Origin of the sequence: Desulfobaculum bizertense DSM 18034, assembly GCF_900167065.1 — a bacterium.
Lineage (GTDB): Bacteria > Desulfobacterota > Desulfovibrionia > Desulfovibrionales > Desulfovibrionaceae > Desulfobaculum > Desulfobaculum bizertense.
The window spans coordinates 143,030-169,006 of record NZ_FUYA01000004.1 but is presented as its reverse complement, the minus strand read 5'-3'; the positions used below and the strand labels follow the sequence as shown (position 1 = coordinate 169,006).

The 25,977-nt window shown below is 50.3% G+C and carries 24 protein-coding genes; 17 read left to right on the top strand and 7 right to left on the bottom strand.

All coding sequences use genetic code 11. The features are described from left to right. Positions 1-404 precede the first annotated feature (404 nt). From B5D23_RS07445 to B5D23_RS07435, 3 genes are all read left to right on the top strand, one after another. A complete protein-coding gene (locus B5D23_RS07445; protein ID WP_078684783.1) occupies positions 405-1,355 on the top strand; it encodes a GAF domain-containing protein in 951 nt (316 codons plus the stop codon). 138 nt (positions 1,356-1,493) lie between these two features. After that, positions 1,494-2,519 carry a rod shape-determining protein gene (locus tag B5D23_RS07440; protein WP_078684782.1) on the top strand — a complete coding sequence of 342 codons (1,026 nt, stop codon included), beginning with the start codon at positions 1,494-1,496 and terminating at the stop codon, positions 2,517-2,519. A gap of 69 nt (positions 2,520-2,588) precedes the next feature. Then, entirely contained in the window at positions 2,589-3,383 is a 795-nt protein-coding gene (locus tag B5D23_RS07435; protein ID WP_078684781.1) for an inositol monophosphatase family protein, read from the top strand. Here B5D23_RS07435 and B5D23_RS07430 read toward each other — a convergent pair. Beyond that, positions 3,380-4,033: an NUDIX domain-containing protein gene (locus B5D23_RS07430; RefSeq protein WP_159445950.1), complete on the bottom strand. Its 654-nt coding sequence runs from the start codon at positions 4,031-4,033 to the stop codon at positions 3,380-3,382. The genes B5D23_RS07435 and B5D23_RS07430 overlap by 4 nt on opposite strands. Positions 4,034-4,036: 3 nt before the next feature. Here B5D23_RS07430 and rimI point away from each other — a divergent pair, with 3 nt between their 5' ends. The 6 genes from rimI (at position 4,037) to B5D23_RS07400 (ending at position 10,375) form a co-directional block, all read left to right on the top strand. Beyond that, positions 4,037-4,519, top strand: a complete 483-nt coding sequence (rimI, locus tag B5D23_RS07425; protein ID WP_078684780.1) for a ribosomal protein S18-alanine N-acetyltransferase — start codon at positions 4,037-4,039, stop codon at positions 4,517-4,519. A 35-nt stretch (positions 4,520-4,554) separates the two neighbouring features. Further along, positions 4,555-5,736: a phosphoglycerate kinase gene (locus B5D23_RS07420; RefSeq protein WP_234985076.1), complete on the top strand. Its 1,182-nt coding sequence runs from the start codon at positions 4,555-4,557 to the stop codon at positions 5,734-5,736. A 4-nt stretch (positions 5,737-5,740) separates the two neighbouring features. After that, a complete protein-coding gene (gene tpiA / locus B5D23_RS07415; protein WP_078684779.1) occupies positions 5,741-6,493 on the top strand; it encodes a triose-phosphate isomerase in 753 nt (250 codons plus the stop codon). Positions 6,494-6,534: 41 nt separating this feature from the next. Beyond that, positions 6,535-6,879, top strand: a complete 345-nt coding sequence (gene secG / locus B5D23_RS07410; RefSeq protein ID WP_078684778.1) for a preprotein translocase subunit SecG — start codon at positions 6,535-6,537, stop codon at positions 6,877-6,879. 392 nt (positions 6,880-7,271) lie between these two features. After that, entirely contained in the window at positions 7,272-8,621 is a 1,350-nt protein-coding gene (locus B5D23_RS07405; protein WP_078684777.1) for a sodium-dependent transporter, read from the top strand. A 404-nt stretch (positions 8,622-9,025) separates the two neighbouring features. Continuing rightward, positions 9,026-10,375 carry a sodium-dependent transporter gene (locus B5D23_RS07400; protein ID WP_078684776.1) on the top strand — a complete coding sequence of 450 codons (1,350 nt, stop codon included), beginning with the start codon at positions 9,026-9,028 and terminating at the stop codon, positions 10,373-10,375. 61 nt (positions 10,376-10,436) lie between these two features. Here B5D23_RS07400 and B5D23_RS07395 read toward each other — a convergent pair whose 3' ends face one another. Next, positions 10,437-11,471, bottom strand: a complete 1,035-nt coding sequence (locus B5D23_RS07395) for a queuosine salvage family protein (protein ID WP_078684775.1) — start codon at positions 11,469-11,471, stop codon at positions 10,437-10,439. Positions 11,472-11,903: 432 nt separating this feature from the next. On the opposite strand from B5D23_RS07395, the gene B5D23_RS07390 reads away from it, so the two are divergent. From B5D23_RS07390 to B5D23_RS07375, 4 genes are all read left to right on the top strand, one after another. Then, positions 11,904-12,563 carry a hypothetical protein gene (locus B5D23_RS07390; protein WP_078684774.1) on the top strand — a complete coding sequence of 220 codons (660 nt, stop codon included), beginning with the start codon at positions 11,904-11,906 and terminating at the stop codon, positions 12,561-12,563. A gap of 131 nt (positions 12,564-12,694) precedes the next feature. Continuing rightward, positions 12,695-13,042, top strand: a complete 348-nt coding sequence (locus tag B5D23_RS07385) for a diacylglycerol kinase (protein ID WP_078684940.1) — start codon at positions 12,695-12,697, stop codon at positions 13,040-13,042. Between the two features lie 11 nt (positions 13,043-13,053). Next, positions 13,054-14,586 carry a phosphoethanolamine transferase gene (locus B5D23_RS07380; RefSeq protein WP_078684773.1) on the top strand — a complete coding sequence of 511 codons (1,533 nt, stop codon included), beginning with the start codon at positions 13,054-13,056 and terminating at the stop codon, positions 14,584-14,586. Positions 14,587-14,683: 97 nt separating this feature from the next. Further along, positions 14,684-15,592 carry a GSU2086 family protein gene (locus B5D23_RS07375; protein WP_078684772.1) on the top strand — a complete coding sequence of 303 codons (909 nt, stop codon included), beginning with the start codon at positions 14,684-14,686 and terminating at the stop codon, positions 15,590-15,592. A gap of 40 nt (positions 15,593-15,632) precedes the next feature. Here the strand turns inward: B5D23_RS07375 and B5D23_RS07370 are convergent, their stop codons facing one another. Continuing rightward, entirely contained in the window at positions 15,633-16,310 is a 678-nt protein-coding gene (locus tag B5D23_RS07370) for a DUF1499 domain-containing protein (protein ID WP_078684771.1), read from the bottom strand. Between the two features lie 195 nt (positions 16,311-16,505). Between B5D23_RS07370 and yajC the strand changes: the two genes are divergently transcribed. The 3 genes from yajC to secF all read left to right on the top strand — a co-directional run bounded on the left by yajC (position 16,506) and on the right by secF (position 19,727). Further along, positions 16,506-16,868: a preprotein translocase subunit YajC gene (gene yajC, locus B5D23_RS07365; RefSeq protein WP_078684770.1), complete on the top strand. Its 363-nt coding sequence runs from the start codon at positions 16,506-16,508 to the stop codon at positions 16,866-16,868. Between the two features lie 171 nt (positions 16,869-17,039). Beyond that, a complete protein-coding gene (secD, locus tag B5D23_RS07360) occupies positions 17,040-18,641 on the top strand; it encodes a protein translocase subunit SecD (RefSeq protein ID WP_078684769.1) in 1,602 nt (533 codons plus the stop codon). Positions 18,642-18,653: 12 nt separating this feature from the next. After that, positions 18,654-19,727, top strand: a complete 1,074-nt coding sequence (gene secF, locus B5D23_RS07355) for a protein translocase subunit SecF (protein WP_078684768.1) — start codon at positions 18,654-18,656, stop codon at positions 19,725-19,727. 565 nt (positions 19,728-20,292) lie between these two features. On the opposite strand, the gene B5D23_RS07345 is transcribed toward secF, so the two are convergent. From B5D23_RS07345 to nadC, 4 genes are all read right to left on the bottom strand, one after another. Further along, on the bottom strand, positions 20,293-20,661 hold the full coding sequence (locus tag B5D23_RS07345) for a hypothetical protein (protein ID WP_144012581.1): 369 nt from the start codon (positions 20,659-20,661) through the stop codon (positions 20,293-20,295). Between the two features lie 168 nt (positions 20,662-20,829). Further along, on the bottom strand, positions 20,830-22,410 hold the full coding sequence (gene nadB, locus B5D23_RS07340) for an L-aspartate oxidase (protein ID WP_078684765.1): 1,581 nt from the start codon (positions 22,408-22,410) through the stop codon (positions 20,830-20,832). Positions 22,411-22,433: 23 nt separating this feature from the next. Then, a complete protein-coding gene (nadA, locus tag B5D23_RS07335) occupies positions 22,434-23,468 on the bottom strand; it encodes a quinolinate synthase NadA (protein WP_078684764.1) in 1,035 nt (344 codons plus the stop codon). 2 nt (positions 23,469-23,470) lie between these two features. Next, complete coding sequence (gene nadC / locus B5D23_RS07330; RefSeq protein WP_078684763.1) at positions 23,471-24,352, bottom strand: carboxylating nicotinate-nucleotide diphosphorylase; 882 nt, start codon at positions 24,350-24,352, stop codon at positions 23,471-23,473. A 120-nt stretch (positions 24,353-24,472) separates the two neighbouring features. Between nadC and mgtE the strand changes: the two genes are divergently transcribed. Further along, complete coding sequence (gene mgtE / locus B5D23_RS07325) at positions 24,473-25,828, top strand: magnesium transporter (RefSeq protein WP_078684762.1); 1,356 nt, start codon at positions 24,473-24,475, stop codon at positions 25,826-25,828. The last annotated feature ends 149 nt before the right edge of the window (positions 25,829-25,977 follow it).

Here is a 25,977-nt window from a genome sequence, read left to right as displayed (position 1 = left end):
AAAAGGTGTCAGTTTTGCGACTCTGGGCTTTCTTCTATTGACCTTGCTAAGCCCTCTCGCGTAAAGAATATTCAGGAATTAAAGGGTCTGCTGTTTTTTGCCCTCCAATTTCTTTTCTGGGAAATCATGCTCTCCAGCGTTTTTTTTGACGGGGAGTTTTATCTGCGTGTCAAACTCACAGGTGCTTTCCCCCTTGCCGCATTCTCGTGCAAATCTTTCCAAAGATGTGTTTCTTGGGTGTACAAGAAGACGATTCTGGAAGTATACTCGTCTATGCTGATCCGAGGGGGTGCCTTTAGGGCGTTCTGCCCGTCTGGTCCAGCTTCCCCGAAAATGTCGTTCAACCTGGTCGGTTTTTGGTATCACATATTTTCCTGATTTTTTAGTAAAGTAGAGCCGTGGAAATGGGAACCAACAGCCTTAACAAGCTCCTTGCCATTGTTTGCAGCGTCTTTGACGCGTATTCGACCGTTCTTTTTCTGCCAGACAAAAATTCTTCAGAATATATTCTTGGCGCACAGTTTAGCCTTGGGAATGAAATTCGCGAGGATCTGAGACTTGCGCCGGGGCAGGGTCTTGTTGGCTGGATGATTCGCAACCGCAAGCCGCTGCTCATTAATAACTTTGACCGCAAACGCAGTCGCCTTGGCTATTACACCGGCGACGAGGAACTCAAGGTCAAAGCGTTCATGGGGTGTCCCCTCAAGACTGGCGAAGGTGCGCTTTGCGTTGACTCTCGCCGTTCCTATAATTTTAGCGACAAAGAATTAAAGATTCTCGATATGTTCTCTGGCCTTGCCTGTGACATTAGCGATGGGCTGACACAGGTTGAGCAGGATCTTGTTGAGCATCGTTTTTATCGCAGTCTCCAGCAGATTCAGGGATTGCGCCGCCAGTGCCCGCACTGGAGCGTCTTTCTGAAAGCGTTTTTGGAAATCGTATCAGAAGCGACCCGCTTCCCCGTCTGTTTTCTCGCTGCTCGGGATGAACGGGGCGAGGGCTATTTTATTGAAGGTTCTAGTCAGGAGATTTTTGACGCAAAATCGCTTGAGCGGAAATATTCAATGAAGAGCGGACTCGTTGGCTGGGTCTTTAGTAACCGGCAGGCTGTCTGCTCCGGAGAATCTGTTTGCTCTGCAGTAGGTCAGACGCTTTTGGGAAAAGACGCTGCTCTTCCTTTGTGCAAAACTTTTATTTGCCTCCCGCTCTTGATACACAAAAAGGCGAGAGGAGTGCTCGTGCTTGCCCATCCAGAAGCGATGGAGATTAACTGCGCGACAAAAGGCTTTGCAGAAATGGCAACAGACCACCTGACGCTGTTTTTGGAGAATCTTTACCTTAAAAGCCGTATCTAGTAACAGGCGGGCAAAACGAGAAGAAAACGTCGTGTGCCATTGCCGCGACTCGCTGATTACGATATAAGAAATGGTGAACTGTCAGGTGAGACCTTTCGTCAGACTCAACATTTCAGTTTGGAAAAAAGAGAGCTGATAATGATTTTTCGACGCCTTTTTGGCTTCCTCGGCAAAGATCTGGCTATGGATCTGGGAACAGCCAATACTCTGCTTTATACCCCAAAGGATGGCATCATCCTGAATGAGCCTTCTGTTGTGGCTATTGACGCCCATGACGGAAGCATCATTGCCGTGGGAAAAGAAGCAAAAGACTTTCTCGGCCGTACTCCAGAACGCATCCGTGCCATTCGACCACTCAAAGACGGTGTGATTGCCGACTTTGAAGTGACAAAGGAAATGATTTCCTTTTTCATCAAGAAGGCGATCACTGGTATGAGTCTTATTAAGCCTCGTATCGTTATCTGTGTGCCCACTGGTATTACGCAGGTGGAGAAGCGCGCTGTTATTGAGTCTGCACTTCAGGCCGGTTCACGCGAGGTCAAACTCGTGGAAGAGCCTATGGCGGCAGCTATTGGCGCTGGACTCCCCATTGAAGAGCCTGTTGGGAATATGGTTGTAGACATCGGTGGCGGCACAACAGAAGTGGCCGTCATTTCTCTTTCTGCCGTTGCGTATGCAGAAAGTGTCCGCGTTGCGGGCGATGAAATGAACGATGCCATTCAGCGGTATTTTCAGGACACTCATCAGCTGCTTATTGGTGAGAACATGGCTGAGCGGGTGAAAATGACGCTTGGTACAGCCATGCCTATCGGCGAGCAGCTCCAGGGTGAAGTCTCTGGCAAAAACCTCGTGAATGGCACACCAAAGAGTATTCTTGTGACAGACGCAGAGATTCGGGAAGCTATCTCTGAACCTGTGTCACACATTGTTACTGCTGTTCGCCGTTCTCTGGAGAAAACTCCTCCAGAGCTGGTTGGTGATATTGCACGCAATGGTTTGCTGCTTGCTGGTGGTGGGGCGCTTCTCAAGGGCCTTGACCAGCTGATTAGTCAGGAAACCAATCTTAACGTCATTGTCGATGAAGAGCCGCTGTCAACGGTTGTTCGTGGCACAGGGCGCACGCTTGATGTCCCCAAGCTTTATGGCAAGGTGTATATCAACTAGTTGCCTGTCCAATTCAAATAACAGGGCGGTCCATGTGGCCGCCATTTTTTTGGTCTGTGGAGTACCGCTATGTCTGATTTTGTGACGCCTGTTCTCTTGATGCAAACTCTTGCTGCTGTTCGTGAAGCTGGTAGAATTATTACTGAAGCCTGGGAAAAACCCCGCAGTATCAAATATAAAGGCCCGATTGATCTGGTGACTGAAACAGATGTCGCTGTCGAGACTTTTTTGGGGAAGCGGTTGCGAGAGATTTTGCCTGAGGCGAATGTGCTGGGTGAAGAAGGCTCTCCCGCTGCACGCCCGGAAGGCACGACGTGGATCATCGACCCCGTAGATGGAACCACAAATTTTGCACACAGTATTCCGCAGTGTGGCATCTCTTTGGCTCTGTGGCGAAATGATACGGTAGAGATGGGAATTGTGTACCTGCCCGCTGAGGATGAGCTGTTTCATGCTGTCCGGGGCGAGGGCGCATTCCTGAATGGGAAAGAAATTTCTGTGACGGACGAAAGCGATGTTGAGCATGCTCTTGTTGCAACGGGCTTTCCGTATTCCATTCGGGAGGACATCGACATCGTTATGCAGAATCTGCGTGCCGTGCTGATGACCACACAGGGCGTGCGCCGCTTTGGCTCAGCCGCTACGGACCTTGCGTACACGGCATGTGGGCGTTTTGACGCATATTATGAAATTCGTCTGAAACCGTGGGATTTGGCTGCGGGCTGGCTTTTGGTTGAAGAGGCTGGCGGCAAGGTGACGCTGTATGATGGCGTGACCCCGTTTGACTTTGGAAAGGGTATTCTTGCGTCAAATGGCAAGGTTCACAAGGCCGTTGCGGCCCTGATTACTGATACGGATGATTAGTGTTCTTTGGGTGCCTGCCGCGTCTTTTTGGGGAAAAGCATATTGAGTTCCCAGAGATGAACAAGTGCAGGCGTAAGCTGGTCTCGGAATTCTGTGGCCAGTGCCCGAAGCTCATCCCGGTCAACGGTCATGATTGCCTGTGTCTGCGGGACGCTGTTTTTTATGGCATGCGAAGAAACGCGTCCTGCGGAAAAGAGGCTGACAAAGCTAAATCCTGTGGCTGGGCAGGCTGGTGTTTCGTGAACAAAGCGAACTCCGGCCATGTACAGGTGCAGTTCATCATTAAGGAGCCGCAGGGCTGCCTCTTCTGCGGCTTCATTCATTTGAACACAGCTCGAGGCAAAGATGTCCCAGCGACCCGGAAATATTGGACTTGAAGCGGGACGCTTTCGCAGGTAGAGCTTGCCTGCTTCATCGTAGAGCAGCACAAGAACGGCTCTGTGGCGAAGTGTTTGTCGTTGCGCATCTTCTAGCCCCAGAATGCACAGTGGAGCATTGTTTTCATCAACGATCTCCACATACTGTGTGGGGACGGAGTTGCGGTGCGTGGGGCGCTTTTTGCCCGAAGGGTTTTGCTTTGCTGCCATAAGCGGTGTATAGCAGGGGTTGTGTGAAACTATCAACTCAAGGCATGCCGAAAATTTAGGCAAATTATGGACTATTCCTTTGAGCAGCTCGGGGAAAAAGATCTGCCAGAGCTGGTAGCGCTCGAAAAGCAGTGTTTTTCTCATCCATGGGGGGAGAAAGAGTTTCGGCTTGGTTTGGAGCGCAAAATTTTTTATGTTTTTGGGTTTACTTCCCCAGATGGACTTCTGGCCTACTGCTCACTGCACATGGTCGCTGGAGAAGCTGAAATTTTGAACATTGCTGTTCGCTCAGACCTGCGGCGTCGGGGACTGGGTGAGCGCCTGCTCAGGCTTATCGTGCAAATCTCCAAAAAAATGAATATACAGTCCATGTATCTGGAGGTTCGCGTCTCCAACCTGCCCGCTCAGGCCCTGTATCGAAAGCTCGGCTTTGAACAGGTTGGGATGCGCAAAAAATATTACCCCGACACAGGGGAAGACGCTCTTGTATTGCGTCTGGATGTGGAGAATAGAGAGTCTTTTCCCTCGGCAAAAGAGCCGGGGGCGTGAAATTTGATGTCTACGGGCAAGGAGAAACTGCCGTGATTCGCTTTATCGACCAGATGGACCTGAAAGGAAAAAAACTGCTCATCCGCGTTGACTACAATGTGCCCATCAAAGACGGCGTCATTGGTGACGACAATCGTATTCAGGCCAGCCTGCCAACCCTTCGCTATGCTCTGGAGCAGGGTGCAACCCTGATTCTGTGCTCTCACCTTGGAAAGCCCAAGGGCGAAGTGAAGCCTGAGCTGTCCCTGAAGCCTGTTGCGGCCCATCTTGCCGAGCTGCTTGGTCGTCCTGTTCTCATGGCTCCTGACTGCGTTGGCGAACGTGTTCGCTCAATGGTGGATGCGTTGTCTGCCGGAGATGTTCTTCTTTTGGAAAACCTGCGTTTCCACAAGCAAGAGCAGGCAGGAGATGATGAATTTGGCCGTCAGCTTGCCGAACTGTGTGATGTGTACTGTAACGATGCTTTTGGCACCGCTCATCGCGCTCATGCGTCCATGACGGCTATTCCGGCTCATGCACCTCAGAAGTGTGCTGGCTTCCTGCTGAAAAAAGAATGGGAGTTCATCGGTGAAGCTCTTGCGGCACCGAAGCGTCCATATGTTGCCATCTCTGGTGGAGCAAAGGTCTCGTCCAAGCTGGGCATCCTGAAAAAACTTTTGGAAAAGGTCGATACCCTTATCGTTGGCGGTGCTATGGCCAACACCTTTATGTTGCTTGATGGCATGAAGATGGGGGCATCCCTTGTTGAGGCTGATCTGCTCGACGAAGCCCAGGCTGTTTTGGACTTTGCCAAAGAAAAGGGCGCTCGCGTTGTTTTGCCCCTGGACTTTGTTGTTGGAGAAAGTCCTGATGCAACACAGGCTGCTGGCATCGTGGAAGCAGGACAGGATATTGAGCCTCACCTGATGGCTTTGGACGTCGGCCCCAAGACTGTCGAGCTGTATCGTGAGGTGCTTTCTGGTGCCAAGACTGTGGTCTGGAATGGCCCGGTTGGTCTCTTCGAAAATGATGCATTTGCTGATGGTTCGCTGGAGCTGGCCCGGATTATCACTGGCCTTGATGACGCGCTGACCATTGGTGGTGGTGGCGATACTGGTGCATGCCTGAAAAAGGCAGGCCTTGCCGATAGCCTGACCTTTATTTCTACTGGTGGCGGTTCTTTTATGGAATTTATGGAGGGCAAGGAACTTCCTGCCTTCAAAGCTCTGGAGGACTAACTGAATGCAGAAGCTGATTGCTGCAAACTGGAAAATGTTTAAAACCATTGGTGAAGCCCGGGAAATGGCTTCCGATCTGGTTCGTCGTGTTGGGGAAATCCCCGCAGATCGAGAAGTGCTGGTTATTCCTCCAAGCACCGCAATTTTTGCTGTGGCCGAAGAGTTTGGCCATGCCAAAGGCTTTCAGGTTGGTGGGCAGAACTTCCACCCGGAAGTGGAGGGCGCATTCACGGGCGAAATCGCTCCGCGTATGCTGACTGACCTGTGCTGCACCTATGCGCTGGCAGGTCACTCTGAGCGTCGTCATGTCTTTGGCGAAGGCGACGAGCTTGTTGGGCGCAAGGTGACCTTCGGACTGGAAAATGGTCTGAAAATGATTTTGTGTGTTGGTGAAAAAATTGATGAGCGAAAGGGCGGACGCGTTGAAGAAGTTCTTCGCCGTCAGCTTGAGGTCGGTCTGGCGGGAGTTTCTCGCGATATCCCCGAGACGGACATCGTTGTGGCCTATGAACCAGTCTGGGCTATTGGCACCGGAGAGGTTGCAGGTCCTGAAGAAATAGTGCATGCTCACGCCTTCATCCGGAATGTTCTCGTTGAGTTGTTTGGTGAAAAGGGCCATTCTATCCGTATTCAGTACGGTGGAAGCGTCAAGCCAAAGAACTGCGCAGACATTCTTGCGCTTGACAACGTGGATGGAGTATTGGTAGGAGGCGCTAGCCTTCAGGCTGAGAGCTTCAGCCAAATCGTCAAGGCATAAGTTAACAAACCCACAACGCACGGGTTTTAAGGGAGTTTGAATTGCAATCTTTAGTCCTTACGCTGCATATTCTTGCCTGCCTGATTCTCATTGTACTCGTACTACTACAGTCAGGAAAAGAGGGCATGGGTGTCATTTTTGGCGGTGGTTCCAGCACGGTTTTCGGTTCTTCTGGAGCTGGAAGCCTTTTGACCAAGCTAACTGGCTTCCTAGCAGCCATCTTTTTGATTACGTCGCTCCTGTACAATGTCTTGATTAGCTCTACGCCTGGTGACGAGACCATTATGACGGATATTCCGGCTGTGACCCAGCCTGCTCCTGTTGAGCAGAAGGCTCCGGTGACTGACGATATTCCTACAGCAAAGGAATCCGAACCAGCAAAATAGACTCTTTGATGCCTTAAGGCAGAATTGAGATAGAGAGAGGGGGAACTTTCCCCTTCGCAGCATTTCATTGTGCTTGTACAGGACCTGCAGCTTCGCGCTGCAGGTCCTTTTTTTTCCAAAAAACAGGTGAACCCAGAGGGTGCTGGGAATGGTCTGATGACACTGCTTTTTGGATTGTGAAAAGAGACAGAGCTGCTTGTGTTCTTGGGCTGGCCGAGGTGAAAAATCGCGGCACAAGGACAGAGCCTGTGGTAAAGCTGCCAAGACACCCTTGGGGAAGGGATTCAGCAGACCACACATGCTCACTCCACGCGAGCGTGGAGCGTGGCGAAACTCCGCCACAGGATAGATGACTCACTGCGCTGCAGTGCAACGAAAAGGGAACAGACTTCATGCAGAAAAGAGACGGATTTACTTCGAGTATTGGCGTGACACTGGCAACACTGGGGTCCGCCGTTGGCCTCGGTAACATCTGGAAAGTTCCGTACCTGACAGGAATGAATGGCGGGGCGTCTTTCCTCGTCATGTATATTATGTGCACGTTTGTTGTTGGCCTGCCCATCATGATCGCGGAGATTCTGATTGGACGGCACGTCAAGGCAAATGCTGTTGAGAGTTACCGAAAGCTTTCACCAAAAGGACAGCCGTGGTTCCTCATCGGTGTGATTGGCGTGCTTGGCGCTTTTACCATCACGGCATATTACTCGGGCGTTGCTGGCTGGGTTTTTGCCTATGTGTATAAAAGTTTTGCTGCGCTGATTACTGGCGGGGGCGTCGTTGATAGCACCGCTATGTTTAATGACCTCGTCACTGACCCCGCACAGGCTGTGTTTTGGCAGTATGTTGTGCTGGTGACTGTTGGTCTGGTCATTATGATGGGTGTTTCAAAGGGCATTGAGGGAACAGTGAAACGCCTGATGCCTGTACTGTTTGTCCTGTTGGTGGCTCTTGGTATTCGGAGCATGACTCTGCCCGGTGCCTCTGCTGGATTAGCCTTTTTGTTCAGCCCGGATTTCAGCAAAATTGATTCAAACGTGATTTTGATGGCCCTTGGTCTGGCATTTTTCAAAATGTCGATTGGTATGGGCATCATGACAACCTACGGCAGCTATTACCGTGATGACCAGAATGTTCCGTTCACCACACTTCAGGTTATGCTGGCTGACCTCACTGTGTCCATTTTGGCTGGTGTGGCTATTTTCCCTGCTGTTTTTGCCTTTGGAATGGAGCCTGCTGCTGGTCCGTCCCTGCTGTTTCTGACCATCCCCGAGGTTTTCAAGTCCATGCCTCTGGGAAATTTCTTTCAGCTTCTGTTTTTTGTTCTTGCTGCGGTGGCATCCCTTGGCGCAATGCTGTCGCTGCTGGAAGTTCCTGTCGCATTCATTACCGAGCAGACAGGGTGGAGCCGAAAAGCAGGAACAAGCATTACTGTTGGCCTGCTGATGCTGTTTGGTGCCCCGGCTGCATTGTCGAGTAGCGTTGCACAGGGCTGGCATATCTTTGGTATGAATCCCTTTGATTTTTACGATTATCTTTCTTCAAACCTGCTTTTGCCTCTTGACGGCATCGCAATTTGTGTGTTTGCTGCATGGGTCTGGGGGAAGAAACCTTTCTCCAAAGCATTTTCCAACAATGGTCAGCTCGAAAACGGTACGATTGCAGCGCTTGCTTTTGGCTTGCTGAAATACGTATCGCCTGTCCTGATTCTCATCATCCTGTTTAAGGGACTGGGAGTCTTTTAGACAAAGGGTGAGAACATGTGGAAGGTGAACCCTGACTGTGTTTGATGTATTGTGAGTTCGGAAAAGGGCTTCCAGCGAAAGCTGGAGGCCTTTTTTGTTGTGCGCTTTTCTCCAGTATCTCTGTGAACTTGATGGACATAAATGAGATAAAAACTTGCACGAGCCTGGTATCTGTGGAAATATAGGCAATCCTTTTTCTTTCTTGTTCGGGTTCCGCAACACCAGTCCTGTGTTTCGTTTTTTACAGATGAACATATTAAAAATCAGACTGTTTGACTCTGGAACAAGAACGATATACAAGGGCGTGCTTTTTTTTGATTGTGCAGTGCAGTGCGCTGCACGTTTTGTGTAAACACCGTAACATGTTCGACATCGTCTTGGGGAAGATGGTGTAAAGGGGTATTATGCAGAAAAGAGACGGATTTACGTCCAGCATTGGCGTGACCCTGGCAACGCTAGGCTCCGCTGTTGGCCTTGGTAACATTTGGAAATTTCCGTACATGACGGGTGCCAATGGTGGCGCATCATTCCTTGTCGTGTACATTGCCTGTACTTTTCTTGTGGGCTTGCCCATCATGATGGCCGAAATTCTTATTGGCCGTCACGTTAAGGCAAACGCTGTTGAAAGCTACAAGCGACTTTCTCCCAAAGGACAGCCCTGGTTTTTGATCGGTGTTTCCGGGGTTGTGGCTGCTTTTGCTATTATGGCATTTTATTCCGGTGTCGCAGGCTGGGTTTTTGCCTATGTTTTCAAGAGCATTGTCGCACTCTTTACGGGAACACAGGCAACTGACAGCGTCGCCATGTTTAATAGTCTGGTGAATGATCCCATTCAGCCGATTATTTGGCAGTACATTGTCCTTGTTTCTGTTGGCCTGATTATCATGATGGGTGTGGCCAAAGGCATTGAGGGAACAGTGAAGAAGCTGATGCCCGTTCTGTTTTTCCTGCTCATTGCGCTTGGCATTCGCAGCTTGACACTTCCCGGTGCTTCCAAAGGTCTTGAGTTCCTGTTTAGCCCGGATTTTTCCAAGATTGACTCCACAGTTATTCTGATGGCTCTCGGTCTGGCATTCTTTAAGCTGTCCATTGGTATGGGTACCATGACTACATATGGTAGCTATTACCGGAACGACCAGAATGTTCCAACAACGACACTTCGCGTCATGCTGGCTGACCTGCTGGTTTCCATGTTGGCAGGCATTGCCATTTTCCCGGCTGTGTTTGCGTTTGGTATGGAGCCTGCTGCTGGTCCGTCCCTGCTGTTCCTGACAATCCCGGAAGTCTTTAAGTCCATGCCTATGGGCGGGGTTTTTCAGGTTCTGTTCTTCGTCTTGACTGCTGTTGCATCCATTGGTGCAATGCTGTCGCTTATTGAGGTGCCTGTGGCATTTGCAACAGAAACTCTTGGATGGAGCCGAAAGAGTGTTACAGTCATTACTGTGATTCTGCTGATGATCTTTGGTGCTCCGGCTGCTTTGGCAACCAGTGTGACTAAGGACTGGCAGCTGTTTGGCCTGAATCCTTTTGATTTCTATGACTACCTGTCTTCCAACCTGCTTCTGCCTATTGGCGGCTTGGCGATCTGCCTCTTTGCTGCCTGGGTCTGGGGTGGGAAGGCATTCAAGAAAGCGATGTCCAACGACGGCGCACTGCACAATGGTGGTATCGCCAACATTGTTGTGCTGCTCCTGAAATTTGTCACACCGCTTCTTATTCTGGTGATCCTTCTTCAGGGCCTTGGGTTGATCTAGCCCAAACGTCTTACATGAAAGACAAAGCCCCGCTTTTTGCGGGGCTTTTTTTATGTCGTGGCTAGTAGAAGCAGGTGTACTGCGTTTTGTGCGGGTGGAGTAAGTTTTCACTGTGTTGCGCGAGCTGGCGTAACCCGTGGAGAATATCCGGTCCAGAAAGATCGGGACGCTGCATGCGGATGCACTCAAAAGCGGCAAACGCTGCTGCTCGAAGCTCAGTTTCTTCCCGCTGGGGAGGAAGAATTTCTCCAGCTTCAATACGCTGGCTCAGTTCCTCAGGCATTCGGAGAACGTCGAGGTTCCGAAAGAGCAGTGGAAGTTCGCGTCCACAGCAGGGGAAGAGGGTTTTGACATCTGGGAATGAGCAGTATTCAGGGAGCACTGTGGATAGGGCTTGGTGAAGCTCAAATGCGGCGCGCTGTGCTTTTTCAAGATATACAACTTCCATCCCATCACGCCAGGTTCTGCGGTCATCAAAAGCCGGGAAATGTTCGGCAAGCTGGCTGACAAAACGAGTGGCTGTTGTTTGTCCGTCTGGAGCTTTGACAAGCTGCTCGACAAATTCTGTCAGATCATGAAGCCCCTGCGCGATAAGGCGGTTGCCTGCATCATGAGCGACATCAATGAGCATTTCGGAAAGGGTGTGGAGAGCTTTGGGAGCATTTTCTGGCTCAAGCCCAAAAAAGGAAGAAAGCAGCTCGGTTGCTGTGAGCGCGCACAGTTGTCGGGCAGAAATAATGCCGCTGTCATCAGCAGCGTCCTGAAGCTGGTTAAGAAAAATATGCAGAAGCTGGCGGCGTTCCTGACCACAGTGCTCAAGGACAAGCTCATCGTAGCTTTGTCCAAAGTCCAGCATATTTTTAATGATAATGAACGAAAGCTGTGCTCTGGACGAGACTGAGGGAAGAGCGGTCGGAGTGGGAGGAGTCGTTGTGCTGAGCTGGGATGCGAGAGTTCGTAGCTGACGGGTTTCAAAATGGATTTTTGATCGGCCGGACTCGGCAATATTGGTGCATGACGCCGCGACGTTATTCAGGCTGGCCGCAAGGCGGGTGCCACGTCGAGGCTGATGGAGTTCGTGTGCAAGTACAGTCATGGTTCTCTGCTTGTGAAAGTGTTTTGCTCTTTTCTCCCGGCGGATTACGCCGTGGAGAACGTTGCCGACACAATTATCAACTTTGTGGAAGAAAACAACTTTAGGCACAAAAAAAGTGGATGAGTCTGTTTTTACAGAAAACCCTAATGATTTTTCTTGTAAAATCAAAAAAGATAGAAATTTCAATATAGAATAGATATGTATGGTTGTATTTTTAATACAGAATTATTCATATGCGTTGCACAAGAGGTGCAAGAAATATCTCTGTTGCAGAGTGAACAAAGACGTCGATTGGTTTTTGTTGCGTGGTGACAAGGGGAAGAAAAGTGCTGGGACTTGATACTTGGATAAAAATGATTTAGTGCGGGCGCTCAATGCGCAGCAGTGCGCGCATTCATAAAAGATGACTTTAGAAAAATGAGGGCAGAGAATATGAAAAAAGGCATGATGGCCGTGATGGTCTCCTTGTCGTGTATGCTGTTTTTGACAGGCTGTATGAGCCAGAAAGAATACATGATGAGTAAGGGATATTCTGCTGCCTATTCGCAAGGCTACCAGGACGGAAATGAAAGTGGCCGGGCTTCGGCTGGTGGTTTCTATAGCTTTAAGAAGAATACCCGGCGATTCCAGCGCAATGGGCAGTATCGTCAGGGCTGGAATGATGGATATCGCCAGGGCAAAAATGAACAGATTCACGCAAATCGAACTGTTGAGCGGTTCCGTCGCGAGCAGGATCGGCAGCGGCATGAAGAGCAGATGCGTCGGGACCAGGAGCGCTGGCGCCACAAGCAGGAACAGGTTCGCCGCGAGCAGGACCGCCGACGCCATGAACAGGATCGTTTGCGCCACGAACAGGAACGCCGACGTCATGAACATGAGCGTATGCGGCATGAGCGCGAGAGAAAACATCAGGAGCAGGCTCGCCTGCAACGTGAACGTGAGCGTGAAAAGCAGGAAAGAGAACGTGTCAAGCAGCGTGAGCGTGAACAGCGACGTCTGGAACGTGAGCTTCGCAAGGAGCAGCACAAACATGAAAAGGCTGTTCATCAGGCGAAAAAACATCATAAAAAAGATGACGTTTTCTACTATTAAAAAAGTGTTTATCGTCATGAAGGAAAGCCCCCTTTATGGGGGCTTTTTTTTATATGCGTTTGCTGGGAATATTGACGCTTGAGGCTGACAAGGGTAGTCCCAGCAGGAACCTTGAATCACTGGAGAAGCGTATGGAACGCATTTCGCGAATTGTAAAGGCTGCATCGTACTCTTGGGATGGATTGAGAAGCGCAGCTCAGAAAGAAAAAGCCGTGCAGGATGAACTGCTTGTGCTCGTACCTGTGATTGTGCTGGCGTTTTGGATTGGAGATACAGCTCTGGAGACGGCTGTTCTTATAAGTAGCTGGTTGCTGGTTTTGCTGACGGAGCTTTTGAACACGGCAATTGAGGCTGTGACTGATCGTGTTGGCACAGAATGGAATGAATATGCCAAGCAGGCCAAGGATCTTGGCTCTGCTGCGGTGTTTGTCGCCTTGTGCATTGCGGGCATCACCTGGTTTGCAGTGTTGGTGAGCTAAAGGGAGAAGGGATGCGCTTAAATAAATTTTTCTTTTTTCTGCTGAGCTGCGCTTTTGCCGGTGCGATGTTTAATCAGCAGATATATGAACTTCCGGTTTGGGGAATGCTCCTGGATCTGGTCGTCGTATGTGTGTTGTCTCTTGCTTTGGGCCTGCTTATCTCGCTTGTGCCCTATGTTCGCGTGGCGCTTTTCCCTCTTGTGAGCGCTGGCGGTTTTGCCGCTGCATATTTTTATAAAACATTTGGTGTGTCCCTGAGCTATGATTCTTTGGCGTGGCTTGTGGAAGCAAACAGATTTGAAGTAAACAGCTTCCTGACTCCCAGCCTTATGGGGATTCTAGGAGCTGGCATAGTCTTTGGCTTTGTGCAGGCTTGGTTGTCTGGTTCATTTGATTTGAAAAACAGACGGCTGAAGTTTGGTATTTTTGTTGGTGTCTTGGCCTGCACTGTTTTTGTGTACAAGGGAGCGTGGATAGGTTTGAAGCACTTTAAGGTGCAAAAAACATATGAGGCAATTTCGCTGAGCCGTATTTATCCGTTTTCGGTTCCCAAGGCTGCTCGCATGTATTTGCATGAAGCCAATGAAATGCAAAAAATGCTGAATCTGCCAGACCCTGCGACGGTGCCGTGTTCTGCTTTGCCGCAGGAAGATCGCCCTATTGTGACGTTTATTATTGGGGAAAGTGTTCAGGCGTATCATTTGGGGATAAACGGATACCCCAGAGAGACCACGCCGCGTCTTGCAAAAGAAAAAAATCTGCTCAACTTTGGTGTCTGCCGCTCTTTTGGTAACACAACGCGCGTTTCTTTGGTTGGTATGCTTACTGACGCAACAATCAAAAAACGGAAGCCGCGGCATGGCTCTTTCATTAAAATTTATAATGGATTGGGCTACAGAACTGCTTTTTATTCCAAGCAGAATAAGATTGGCCGAAGTGGTCAGCTGACAGATATGCTGATTTCCTGTGCGCAAGATGTACAATATATACACAACGGTGGCGGAGATTTCACTCTTCTTGATCCTCTTGAGCATGCAGCAAACACAGTGAAGGGTGGACAGCTTATTCTTCTTCATATGAGTGGTTCCCATTTCTCATACAAAAAGCATTATGGTGACGACTTTAGAAAATTTGTTCCAGATGCGTATGAGAATGAGAATTTGGCGCAGTATCATGATGAAGTGATTAACGCTTATGACAACACAATCTATAAGCTGGACAGTTTCCTCGTTGGGGTTATGGATAAACTTCGGGACAAGGATGCAGTCTTGATTTACGCCTCAGATCATGGCGATTCTTTGGGAAAACGCGGTGTTTTTCTTCATGGAACCTCCATTCAGAAAGAGCAGTATGAAGTGCCGCTGCTGATTTGGTACAGTGACCTCTACGCCCAGAAGCATCCTGAGATTGTTGCGGGCTTGCGCTCTTCGCTTGGCAAATCTGTTTCGCACGACAACCTGTATCATACGATTTTGGGACTTGGCGGTATCCAGTCGCAGCTCCTTGATCCAAAACTCGATTTGACTCGGGGCAAGGCAATATAGCTTCTTCTTGCAAGCTGGCCAGTGTCTTGGTACCCCTTCATGCGGTATCGGCACTGGCCTTTTCTGTGTCGTGAGACCCTTATGGAGGGAGTTATCAATGCTTAATTTTTCAAAAATCAGAACATATCCCATTCGCCAGCGGCAAAACAAGTTTAGCCTTGAGCGGATGATTCGTCCTGAATCATATTCTGTGTCACCCGTCTCAAACATGAGCACGCTTGCTGACCATGTTGTCGCTGCCAAAAAAGCAGGGGCAAAGGTTTTGGTCATGATGGGCGGCGCTGTTGTGAAAGAAGGCTGTGGCGCGTTGCTCATTGATTTGATGAAAAAGGGCTATATTGACCATATTTCTGGCAATGGCTCTGTTTCTATCCATGACTTTGAAATTGCGTTGATTGGCGAGACTTCGGAGCATGTGCCGAATGGCCTGAAAGATGGAAGTTTTGGCATGGCAGAGGAGACTGGTTCCATGATGAATCAGGCTATTCTGAATGCCGCAGCTGATGGTTTGGGCTATGGCTATGGCATCGCCCGGATGATCGATCAGGAGGCGTTGCCGCACCGTGAAGACAGCGTGCTGTGGAATGCCTACCAACTCGGTATTCCTGCGACAATCCATGTCGCGATTGGTGGTGATATTATTCATCAGCATCCGTTATGTGATGGCGCAGCCTTAGGTGCGACCTCTTTTCATGATTTTGAGATCATCACGGAAACGATTTCTGAGATGGCCAAGGGCGTCGTGCTGAATATTGGTTCTGCTGTTATTATGCCCGAAGTTTTTCTGAAAGCCTTGACAATTGCTCGGAATCTTGGCTGTGATGTTTCTGGATTTACTACGGCGAATTTTGATTTTATTGATATGTATCGTCCCCGGACTCGAGTCTTGCAGTGGCCTGAGGCTCTCGGTGGAGTAGGTATTGATATCCGTGGTGACCACAAGCAGACTGTTCCGGCCCTGCATCATGGTATTTGCACCCATCCGCAGTTTGCAGATCTTTCATAAAAAAATAAAAACGGCTCGCTATTGCGGGCCGTTTTTATGTCTAAAATGATGTGACGCCTTTTTCGAAAAGACGTCTGATCTTTTCTACTCTTTGGCGGTTCACGCCAAAATCCCAGTACCCAGAACGCGACGCAGAACGGATGTGAATTTTACTCTGTTCCGGGCTATACAGACACTCGACATCATCTGTGAAGGGAATGAACAGGAACTTTACACGAAATGTTGCATGAATGTAGTTCCCATCTTCCTGTTGGACGGTTGATTGAGGAATTGTCGTAATGGCAGCTTTGAGACGGGCCATTACTTCTGGGACAGGACCTTGCGCTTCTATTGCCGCAATACGGTGTGTATTGTCTGTGGCATAAGAAGACACACAATTGGGGCTGGAAGGGCAGGGGGTGAATCGCCGACGTTTCGACAGATCGGAAGAAGAGTCTGATGCTGTTACGCAGCTGCAAAGGCCCAAGCATATCCAGACCGCAAGCAGTGTGAGTAAACTCTGGCTAGTCATGGATGTACCATACGGCAACTGCGTAAAAAAAGGAATGGGAAAGACAATACTCGAGAAAGAAAAGTCTCTGAGCATAGCTGTTTTATTTTCTTGAAGATTTCGCCTAAAAATGTTCTCTTTAAGAACTTCATCTGTTGCCTTGTGCTTTTTCTCTGTAAAAAGACGGTGATGGAGATTTTTCTTTTGAAAAAAAGCCTGCCTTTTCATTCTCCCATATTCTCCAGTATCCTACAGAATACAAGGGTTGAGCTGGGGCTGACGGAGTTGACGAAAACCCGCCAAGGCTTTATCAGATTGCATGGCGGCCTATTCTTTTTATGGACGCTATGATACATGTACCAAACGCCTGCTCCGATTCGGTTCGGTCGCGGGATGGATACCAACACTTCATTAGGAGGCCAAATGTTTTTCGCTGACGTAGCCTACGCCATGGGCGCCGGTGCGACAGGAGCTGACGGCGCTGCAAATCCGCTGACCGCCATGATGCCCCTCGTTCTTATGTTCGTTATCTTCTACTTCCTGCTCATTCGTCCGCAGCAGAAGAAAGCGAAGCAGCACAAAGAAATGCTTAACGCACTGAAAAAAGGTGATTGGGTTCTGACTGGCGGTGGTTTCTACGGCCGTATTGTTGAAATGCATGAGGAAGAAGTCCTGCTGAATGTTGGTGAAAGCGACCTGCTCGTCAATCGTAGCTTTGTCTCCAACGTTTTGGACAAGGCTCCGAAAGCATTCCCCGCTGCCAAGAACGACAAAAAGAAAAAGTAGTTTTGGGCGGTGTTTCCCGCAAGTGTGGAAAAAAAGGCAAGCACGTGGCTTCTGTGGGTATGTGTCCGCAGGGGTCTGCTTGCCTTTGTTATTGAACAATAAATTTTTACTGGCTACCGGCGCAGAAAAATCGTCTGCGCCGCGTTTGTGTTTGGAGCCCGAGGAGTAACAATGAAAGGGAGCCTGCGTTACCGCATTATTCTCGCCCTGCTGGTGGGCGTGCTCGGCCTTGCCTATGTGCTGCCCTCGTTTGTTGCGAAGGATTCCCCCATGCGGAAAGTCCTCCCCGACGACGAGATCAGTCTGGGTCTCGACCTCAAAGGTGGTGTTCACCTGACTTTGGGTGTCGATATTGACAAGGCTATTGAGTACAACCTGAACCAGCTTGGTCAGGACATTCGTTCCTTAGCTCGTGATGAGGGCGTCGTCGTCCTTAAGCCTGCTGCAAAGAACGGAAATCTTCTGGAATTCACCCTGCTCAAAGATTCTCAGCGTGCAGAACTCGACGCACTGCTCGACAAGCACTACAAGAACATGCTCGCCGTTGACAGCCGTAAAGACAGCGCTGACGGAAAAGTGATCTACACCCTGAGCATGAAAGACGAGTACGAACGGCAGGTCTCCAAGCTGACCGTCGATCAGGTACTGAAAACTATCCGTACCCGTATTGACCAGTTTGGTGTTGCTGAACCCGATATTCGTCGCCAGCAGGGCGGTCGCATTCAGGTACAGCTGCCCGGTCTTGATGACCCGCAGCGTGCTATTGATGTTATTGGCCGTACTGCTCACCTTGAGTTCAAACTCGTTGACGACATGGCCGACCTTGCCAAGGCCAAGAAGGGCTTTCTTGCCCCCGGCCGCGAGATGGCTACTCTGAAAAAACTGCGTATGGATGGTTCCTACTCTGAAGAGCCAATCGTCCTCAAAAAAGACGCCGTTCTTTCCGGTGAGTACATCACTGACGCTCACGTCAGCTATGACAACTTTGGTCAGGCCTACGTTAGCATGACATTCAACGCCCGTGGCGCACGTACCTTTGCTCGCATCACTGGCGAAAATGTGAAAAAACGCCTCGCTATCGTCCTCGACAGCGAAGTGTATTCCGCTCCTGTCATTCAGGACAAAATCACTGGCGGCCGTGCTCAGATTACAGGCAACTTCTCCGATACAGAAGCTGCTGACCTTGCTCTGGTGCTCCGCTCTGGTGCTCTTCCTGCCCCTGTTAAGGTGCTCGAAGAACGCAGTGTTGGTCCTTCCCTTGGACAGGAATCCATCGACAAGGGTGTCACCGCCGCTGCCGCTGGCTTTGCCGTTGTTCTTCTCTTTATGGTTGTCTACTACGGCTTCAGTGGCTTTGTTGCTGACCTTGCCCTGATCTTCAACATGGTTCTTATCATGGCCGGTCTTGCTGGCTTTGGTGCGACCCTGACCATGCCCGGTATCGCAGGTATCATCCTGACTATCGGTATGGCTGTTGACGCAAACGTCATTATCTTTGAGCGTATACGTGAAGAACTTCGCAGAGGTTTGACAGCTCGCGCAGCCATCGAAGAAGGCTACGCACGTGCAACCCTCACCATTCTTGACGCAAACGTCACAACGGTTTTGGCTGCTATTATCCTTTATCAGTTTGGTACCGGTCCTATCCGTGGCTTCGCCGTGACCCTGACTCTGGGTATTCTGGCCTCCATGTTTACGGCTATCTTTGTGACCCGCATTCTCTTCGACTGGTGGGCTGCAAAGCATAATTCCGATGCAAAACTGAGCATCTAGGGAGAAATGAAGATGGGACTGCAAATCATCAAATCTGATACGAAAATTGATTTCGTAGGCTTTCGTAAGATCGCTTTTACGCTGTCAATTTTGCTGATTCTGCTGGGCATCGGCTCCCTTATCATGAAGGGTGGCCCGCGCTACGGCATTGACTTCGCCGGTGGTATCACCGTTCAGGTTAAGTTTGACAAGGCTATTCAGATCGATACTCTGAAAGATGCCCTCGGAACCACTGGCCTGAAAGATATGACCGCTCAGAGCTTTGGTAGCGCTGACGATCATGAATATCTGATTCGTATTTCTGCAATGGACGTCTCCACGGATGAGGTCCGGACCAAGGTTTCCGAAGCCTTGACGCAGAATATGTCTGACACTGGATTCACCATTCAGCGTCAGGAAATGGTCGGCCCAAAAGTCGGTGCTGACCTCCGAGAAAAAGCCCTCGAAGCTATGTTTTATGCGGTTCTTTTGATCGCTATTTACATTTCCGGGCGTTTCGAAGCTCGCTGGATGGCTGCCGCAATTATGGCCGCAGCGCTTTCCGGTGGCATCTATGTCCTCGGACTCGTTAACCTGCCTATGAGTTTGCTTATTGTCGCCGCTATGCTGATTACTGTCGGCTTATGCTGGTATCTTAAGCTGAACTATGCGCTTGGCGCTGTCGTTGCGTTGATTCACGACGTGTTAATCACGGTCGGTGTGTTCTCGCTTTTGAACAAAGAATTTGATTTGACCATTGTTGCCGCTCTTCTGACGATTATTGGTTACTCCTTGAACGATACAATTATCGTTTTTGACCGTATTCGTGAGAACCTGCGCAACAAGGCTCATCAGACCTTTGGCGACGTCATCAATGTCTCTGTTAACCAGACTCTTTCCAGAACCCTGCTGACCTCTGGCACGACCCTGTTCGTTGTCATTGCACTCTTTGTTCTCGGTGGTGGCGTTATTCACGACTTTGCCCTCGCTTTGCTTATTGGTGTTGGCGTTGGTACGTACTCATCCATTTTCGTCGCAAGCCCAATCCTTATGGGATTTGGCCCTTCTGCTTTGCAGCACGACGAGGATGCAGAGGAAGCAGCCTAGCTGTTTTTTCCTCTCGTATTGTGTTCAAAGGCCCCCAGAATTGGGGGCCTTTTTTTATGCATAAGAAGCGTTTTGGTGGGGGGCTATGAGATTACGAGACTCCGTCTCGTGCTCTGCAAGGGGCGCTAGGGTGGGCGGGGACTCTGTCCCCGCACCTCTGCAAGGGGCGCTGCCCCTTGACCCCGCCCAAGGACGAGGCCCTTGGGAATCCCACTATCGCCCGAAATAAAAGAGGACCGAAATGTGATGAGAGCGTAGCTCTCCTCTCCATTTCGGTCCCTTTTTTTCGGCCTAGTGGCGTTTCCCGATTGCGTCTTCTTCTGCATTTTCCAGCCGTACTTATTTTCTTTCTGAACGCGGGCGTTCAGAAAAAAAATGATGGCGAACTCGCAGAAGAGAAAGACTTTCTTGTCGCATTCTCACACAAGTTTCAAAGCCGTCCAAGCGAAGCTTGAACGGCTTTGAAACTCGATGAGGATACGTAAGGGAATCATTCCCTTACGCGGGGTCCGGGGCTGGCCCCGGCCGGGTTTGGGGCAGGCGCCCCAACACTTATCTCTCTCCTCTATTTAATAAAAAGAGGGTAATCAGTAGAGCGGATACAGCGAATGATCTCGTTGTGCCAGTCTTGCGACGGGAAGGAGCCGTCGAAGTTGTAAAGATGTCCAGGGCGCTGTTGTGATTCTGTAACGACGAGGGCGTTAAGGTTGGGGACGTGGTTTTCAGAACACCAGGATTCGATGAGATGGAGAGGCTTTTTTAGGCAGGTAGCTTGTTGAGGTTTGCGGTCTACAGCTTCGCAGAGTTCGCTGTAGGTGAGCGTCCGAAAGTTTGTATCTTCTTGTGTTGCGCGGGGCTTGCGGACGCGGCGCTGGTGATAGAGCAACGTGTTTAGAACCTTAATTGTAAAGCGGTTCATGGATGCATTGTCCATCGGGCGATCCTCCGGTTTATATGTAGTAATGTTTTCTACATACAAAATGAAATCCATTTTTTCAATGGGGAAAAAGAAAAGTCCTATTCCTTTGAGGGGAGTAGGACTTTTTTAATTCGAAAGAAGGCTTGTGGCTGGCGTAAAACCAGTCGTAGAGCTTTTCTGCGCTTACTTCCGGTAATGACAACCTGTTGAGGTGTGGTTTCTGCTTGCGCCGAGGGTGACGATGTAGGCTGCATAGCATCCGTGGAAAAGGTCAATCAGCGACTTGGAGATTGGTGTTTCCCGGTAGAAGTCCTGAAGGTTTCGGTAGAGGCTGCGCATGTCGTCATAGGCACGCTTGAGGCGCGGTGTTGTTCGGGTAATGCCCACATAGTTCCACATCGTGGTGCGGATGGTGGCCCAATCCTGCGCAATAAGCGCGGGGTCTTCGTTTTCGGTGTTTCCACCGCTAACCCAGTCGGGCATTGCCTCGACAAGGCGCTTAGGCAACTTGTTCCGGGCGTTGTAGTGCTTGGAAATATCTTCTGCTGCGCTGACGCCGTAAAGCAGTGCTTCCAGCAGTGAGGTGCTGGCAAGACGGTTTGCTCCGTGAAGACCTGTGCAAGCACATTCGCCGACGGCATAAAGCCGGGAAAGGGTAGTCCGCGCGTGGGTGTCCGTAAGCACTCCACCACAGAAATAATGGGCAGAAGGAACGACTGGAATGGGTTCCTTTGTGATTTCCAGACCAATTTCACGGCATTTATTCGTGATGGTTGGGAAGCTTTTTTCAATGTCTACAGTGCTGTACTTGGCGACATCAAGATACACACAGGGGGACCCTGTAGCGAGCATTTCGTCCTGAATGGCACGGGTAACGATGTCGCGGGGAGCGAGGTCGGCGCGTGGGTCATAGCGGGACATAAAGGCTTCGCCCTTTTCATTGACAAGCCGGGCGCCTGCACCGCGAACAGCTTCGGAGATCAGGAAACGCCGCGGCGCACGATGATACAGCGAAGTGGGGTGGAACTGCACATATTCTGCGTTGATGGTTTTGGCTTTGGCGCGGGACGCCATGACCATACCGGAACCAATGGAGGATGCGGTGTTGGTCGTGTGCTGGTAAATTTGCCCGATGCCGCCAGTGGCGAGAATTGTGTAGTCTGCCAGGATGGTTTCAACCTGCTTGAGGTCGTCGTTGTAGACGTAGGCACCGCAGCACTGATTTTTGAGCTGATATTTAAACTCAAGAGCCTTTGCATGGTGATGACTCGTGAGCAGGTCAATGGCCGTTCGCTTGGTCATGATCGTGATGTTTGGATGCCGCTGCACTGCTGCAGTGAGCTGATCCATAATCGCACGACCAGAATAGTCTGCGCAGTGGATAATCCGGGGGCGGTCGTGACCGCCTTCCCGGTGAAGATCCAGAGCACCTTTTTCATCTCGGGCAAAATCAACTTTCAGCTTGTCGAGAAGAATGTCCTTGACGGCCTGCGGACCCTGCTGAGCGACAAACCGGACAGCGCGAGGGTTGTTTTGTCTCCAGCCCGCGACAAGAATATCCTCTTCGAGGGCTTTGGGGTTCTCGTCTGGGGCTTTATAGATAATGCCCCCCTGAGCAAGGGCAGAGTTGCCTTTGTCTGGGGCATCGTCTGCCGTAAGCAGGCTGACCTGTCGGCCTTCGTCAGCGAGCTGCAAGGCGGCGGTTGCACCTGCAATGCCGGAACCAATAATGAGAACCTCTGTCCTGTACCGATAGCAATTCATGACGAAATATCCGTTGTGAAAGTTTATGAACAGACGTCGAGCATGCGGTCAAGCGCAATACGGGCGTGGTATGCGATGTCTTCAGGTACGCGAACGGGTTCGGCGGAGTCGAGCTGCTGGAGTGTCGTCGCGAGCAGGTGTTCGGTGGTTTTCGCCATGTTGCTGCATGTGCTTGGGTGCAGTGGGCGAACTCGTTTTACCTGATGGTATTTTTTAGCAAGGCGTTCGACGAGGTTGATCTCGGTTCCGATGTAAATTGTGGAATCGTTGGGTGCGTCTTCAACGAACTTGATGATTTTGGACGTAGAGCCTGCGGCATCGGCCTTTTTGACGACCTTAGCAGGACACTCTGGGTGGACGATGACAAGAGCATCGGGATCACGGCGCCGGACTTCGTCAACGTGTTCGGGGCGGAAGCGCTGATGAACAGCACAAAGCCCGGGCCAAAGCAGGAGCTTTTTGCTCGTAGCTTCGGCAACGTCGATGTTGTTTCCGCCACCACGGATGTCCAGAACCATTCTCTTGTCTTCTGGAATACCAAGGTTATTGGCTGTGTTTTCGCCAAGATTTTCATCAGGCAGGAACAGAACTGTGTCTCCCTGTTTCATTGCCCAGGTCATCATCTTTTCAGCGTTGGCAGAGGTGCAGACCGAACCGCCGTACTGGCCAACGATGCCTTTGATGGCTGCAGATGTGTTTACATATGCCAGAGGGATGACGCGAGCACCATTTTTGGTCAGCTGGCGCATGGCACAGTCCAGAATATGGGCTGGAGCCATTTCGGACATGACGCAACCCGCGTCAGGGGCTGGCTGGACAACAATCTGTTCTTCGCCAGCAAGCATGGCAGCAGTTTCAGCCATGAACGACACGCCACAAAAAACAATGTATTTGGCGCGTAGTGCCGGGACCTGGCGAGCCAGCTCCAGAGAGTCACCGCGGAGGTCTGTGTGCATGATGACTCTATCATTCTGGTAGTGGTGGCCCATGATAACGAGGTCAGAGCCGAGCCTTTCCCGAACTTCGGTGATGATTTTTGTATCTGATGTTGCTGTCATTGTTAAACCTGTTCCTTTATGCGAACACGCATGCTGAAATCCGCTGCGGGTGCAGAGTGGGTAAGTCTGCCAACCGAAACGTAATCGGGGCCAATAGTGCCGATGCTCGCAAGTTGTGAAAAGTCGACACCGCCGCTCACTTCTGTCTCAATTGTGTCTGGGATGACAGAGAGCGCCTGAGTGAGCATTTCTGTGGTCATGTTATCAAGCATGATTCTGTCCACATTTTGTGAGACAGCTTCCAAAACTTCGTTTTGATCCCGGCATTCGACCTCAATAGGCGGACAGGGGGAGTAGGTCTGTCGCAACGCTGTCACAGCAGGTGTGATACCACCTGCCTGATCGATGTGATTGTCTTTGAGCATCAACATCTCTGCGAGGTCGATGCGGTGGTTTTTGGCGCCACCAATGCGGACGGCATATTTTTCGGGGTAGCGCAGCCCTGGAAGTGTTTTTCGTGTGTCCAGGAGTGTCGTCCTGGAATCACCAAGCTGGTCAACATATTTTTTGACGAGGTTGGCGATGCCAGAGAGGTGACAAATGAAATTGAGGATAACCCGCTCAGCCTTGAACGCGACTTTTGGCGAACAAACAAAAACGGCAACAGTCGTTCCCTCAGGAACGGTGTCGCCGTCATGATTATAATATGTTACGTCTATGGACGTGTTTGGAGCAAGACTACTCAGAACAAAATCCGTGATGGGAAGCCCCGCACACAGCGTTGCTTCTTTTGCAACAATTTCGCAGTGAGCCTGTTGAGTATCCAAAAAAACAGCCTCAGATGTCAGATCTGGTCCATCTTCGTCAAGTGCCAGAGAAATACTGCGTTGGAGGTACTCCATCGCCTTCCCCTGGAAAAATGTTTCAAATTGCGTATTGTTCATGAGTACTCGCAAAAATTTTGGGGTAGAGTCCGTCTATCGGACGTATGACAAGCTGCCCCGTGAGTCAAGAATATTGAATACTTTGACCTCTGGGGCCTTTTGCGTTACCAGTCTCTCGCTATGAAAAAAGAGGAACGTATCACGACAGAACAGGAACAGCTTCAGAAATTTCGTGCAGTTGAAGACGACGTCGAAAATACTGCAGCAGAGATGGAAAACGTCCACCCCGCGGACGGTGCTGACCAACTTGAAAGCCTCTCCCTTACGGAGCAGGTTCAGGTCGTTACGTCTTTAGAAAAGGAAGACGCTGCCGAATTTATTGCGGAAATGGAACGCCATGACCGCGCTCGGCTTATGCGAGACCTCCCTCCTGAATTTGCTGCTGACCTGCTTGAAGAAATGTCGCCAGATGACGCTGCCGACGTTTTGGATGACCTTGATGATGCCCATCAGCAGAGCCTTTTGAAGCGTGTCGAGGATGAAGAAGCGCTCGAAATTGAGACGCTTTTGACCTTTGACTCCAACACTGCCGGTGGTGTTATGAACACCGAGGTGACGGTTATTGACCGGAACATGACGGCAGATCAGGCAATTCAGCGAATTCGTAGCGCTGCGGAAGAAACTGAAATTCCGTATTATGCCTACATTGTTGACGAGATGGATCACCTCGTCGGCGTGCTCTCTCTTCGCGATCTTATGCTTAGCCCACCCGGTCAGCAGTTGCGGGAGGTCCTCGGCAAGCAGCATCTTGTCTATACGTACTTCGATGAAGACAAGGAAGATGTGGCGCGTAAACTCACGCACTACAACTTCCTCGCCGTCCCCGTCGTCGATCGCGAGATGCGGCTTCTTGGTGTGGTAACCCATGACGATGTTATTGACATCATTCATGAGGAAGCCAGTGAGGATATGCTCGGTATGGTTGGTGCTGGTCAGGATGAAACCACCGACACACCGTGGGTTCAGTCTGTCCGTATGCGTCTCCCTTGGCTCGTCGTGAACGTCGCTAACTCTGCAATCTCTGCGTGGGTTGTCCATCTCTTTGAGGGAACAATTGGCGAAATGGCCATTCTCGCGGCCCTCATGCCTATCGTCGCAAATCAGGCTGGCAACTCTGGTCAGCAGTCTCTCGCCGTCATTATTCGGCAGCTCGCAATGGAATCCTTTGACCGCAAGCGTGCATGGAGCGCCGTTGCCCGTGAGGCACGCATTGGGGTGCTCAACGGCATCATTGTCGGTCTGCTCGTCATGCTTGGCGTCTTTCTCCTTACTCACAACATTCAGCTCGCCTGTGTTATGAGCTTCGCCCTCGGTCTCGACATGTGTATTGGTAATGTCGCCGGGGCATCCATTCCCGTCATTTTGCAGGAACTTGGGCGTGACCCCGCTCAGGCTTCCAGCATTTTTTTGACAACTCTCACCGACAGCGCCGGATTTTTTACCTTTCTCGGGCTTGCTACGGTATTTTTATTATAAATATTTTTTATTGGGACCTGGCCCGCGAAGGCTGGGTGGGAGGGAGAGAGAGAGAACCGGGGCCAGCCCCGGACCCCGCGTAAGGGAATGATTCCCTTACGTATCCTCATCGAGTTTGAATTCCATCCACGCTTCGCGTGAATGAAATT

Bases quoted from the DNA above. Each gene is read 5' to 3' on its own strand.
- B5D23_RS07445 (WP_078684783.1), top strand. From the start codon at position 405: ATGGGAACCAACAGCCTTAACAAGCTCCTTGCCATTGTTTGCAGCGTC.
- B5D23_RS07440 (WP_078684782.1), top strand. From the start codon at position 1,494: ATGATTTTTCGACGCCTTTTTGGCTTCCTCGGCAAAGATCTGGCTATG.
- B5D23_RS07435 (WP_078684781.1), top strand. From the start codon at position 2,589: ATGTCTGATTTTGTGACGCCTGTTCTCTTGATGCAAACTCTTGCTGCT.
- rimI (WP_078684780.1), top strand. From the start codon at position 4,037: ATGGACTATTCCTTTGAGCAGCTCGGGGAAAAAGATCTGCCAGAGCTG.
- tpiA (WP_078684779.1), top strand. From the start codon at position 5,741: ATGCAGAAGCTGATTGCTGCAAACTGGAAAATGTTTAAAACCATTGGT.
- B5D23_RS07405 (WP_078684777.1), top strand. From the start codon at position 7,272: ATGCAGAAAAGAGACGGATTTACTTCGAGTATTGGCGTGACACTGGCA.
- B5D23_RS07400 (WP_078684776.1), top strand. From the start codon at position 9,026: ATGCAGAAAAGAGACGGATTTACGTCCAGCATTGGCGTGACCCTGGCA.
- B5D23_RS07395 (WP_078684775.1), bottom strand. From the start codon at position 11,471: ATGACTGTACTTGCACACGAACTCCATCAGCCTCGACGTGGCACCCGC.
- B5D23_RS07390 (WP_078684774.1), top strand. From the start codon at position 11,904: ATGAAAAAAGGCATGATGGCCGTGATGGTCTCCTTGTCGTGTATGCTG.
- B5D23_RS07385 (WP_078684940.1), top strand. From the start codon at position 12,695: ATGGAACGCATTTCGCGAATTGTAAAGGCTGCATCGTACTCTTGGGAT.
- B5D23_RS07380 (WP_078684773.1), top strand. From the start codon at position 13,054: ATGCGCTTAAATAAATTTTTCTTTTTTCTGCTGAGCTGCGCTTTTGCC.
- B5D23_RS07375 (WP_078684772.1), top strand. From the start codon at position 14,684: ATGCTTAATTTTTCAAAAATCAGAACATATCCCATTCGCCAGCGGCAA.
- B5D23_RS07370 (WP_078684771.1), bottom strand. From the start codon at position 16,310: ATGAAAAGGCAGGCTTTTTTTCAAAAGAAAAATCTCCATCACCGTCTT.
- yajC (WP_078684770.1), top strand. From the start codon at position 16,506: ATGTTTTTCGCTGACGTAGCCTACGCCATGGGCGCCGGTGCGACAGGA.
- secD (WP_078684769.1), top strand. From the start codon at position 17,040: ATGAAAGGGAGCCTGCGTTACCGCATTATTCTCGCCCTGCTGGTGGGC.
- secF (WP_078684768.1), top strand. From the start codon at position 18,654: ATGGGACTGCAAATCATCAAATCTGATACGAAAATTGATTTCGTAGGC.
- B5D23_RS07345 (WP_144012581.1), bottom strand. From the start codon at position 20,661: ATGGACAATGCATCCATGAACCGCTTTACAATTAAGGTTCTAAACACG.
- nadB (WP_078684765.1), bottom strand. From the start codon at position 22,410: ATGAATTGCTATCGGTACAGGACAGAGGTTCTCATTATTGGTTCCGGC.
- nadA (WP_078684764.1), bottom strand. From the start codon at position 23,468: ATGACAGCAACATCAGATACAAAAATCATCACCGAAGTTCGGGAAAGG.
- nadC (WP_078684763.1), bottom strand. From the start codon at position 24,352: ATGAACAATACGCAATTTGAAACATTTTTCCAGGGGAAGGCGATGGAG.
- mgtE (WP_078684762.1), top strand. From the start codon at position 24,473: ATGAAAAAAGAGGAACGTATCACGACAGAACAGGAACAGCTTCAGAAA.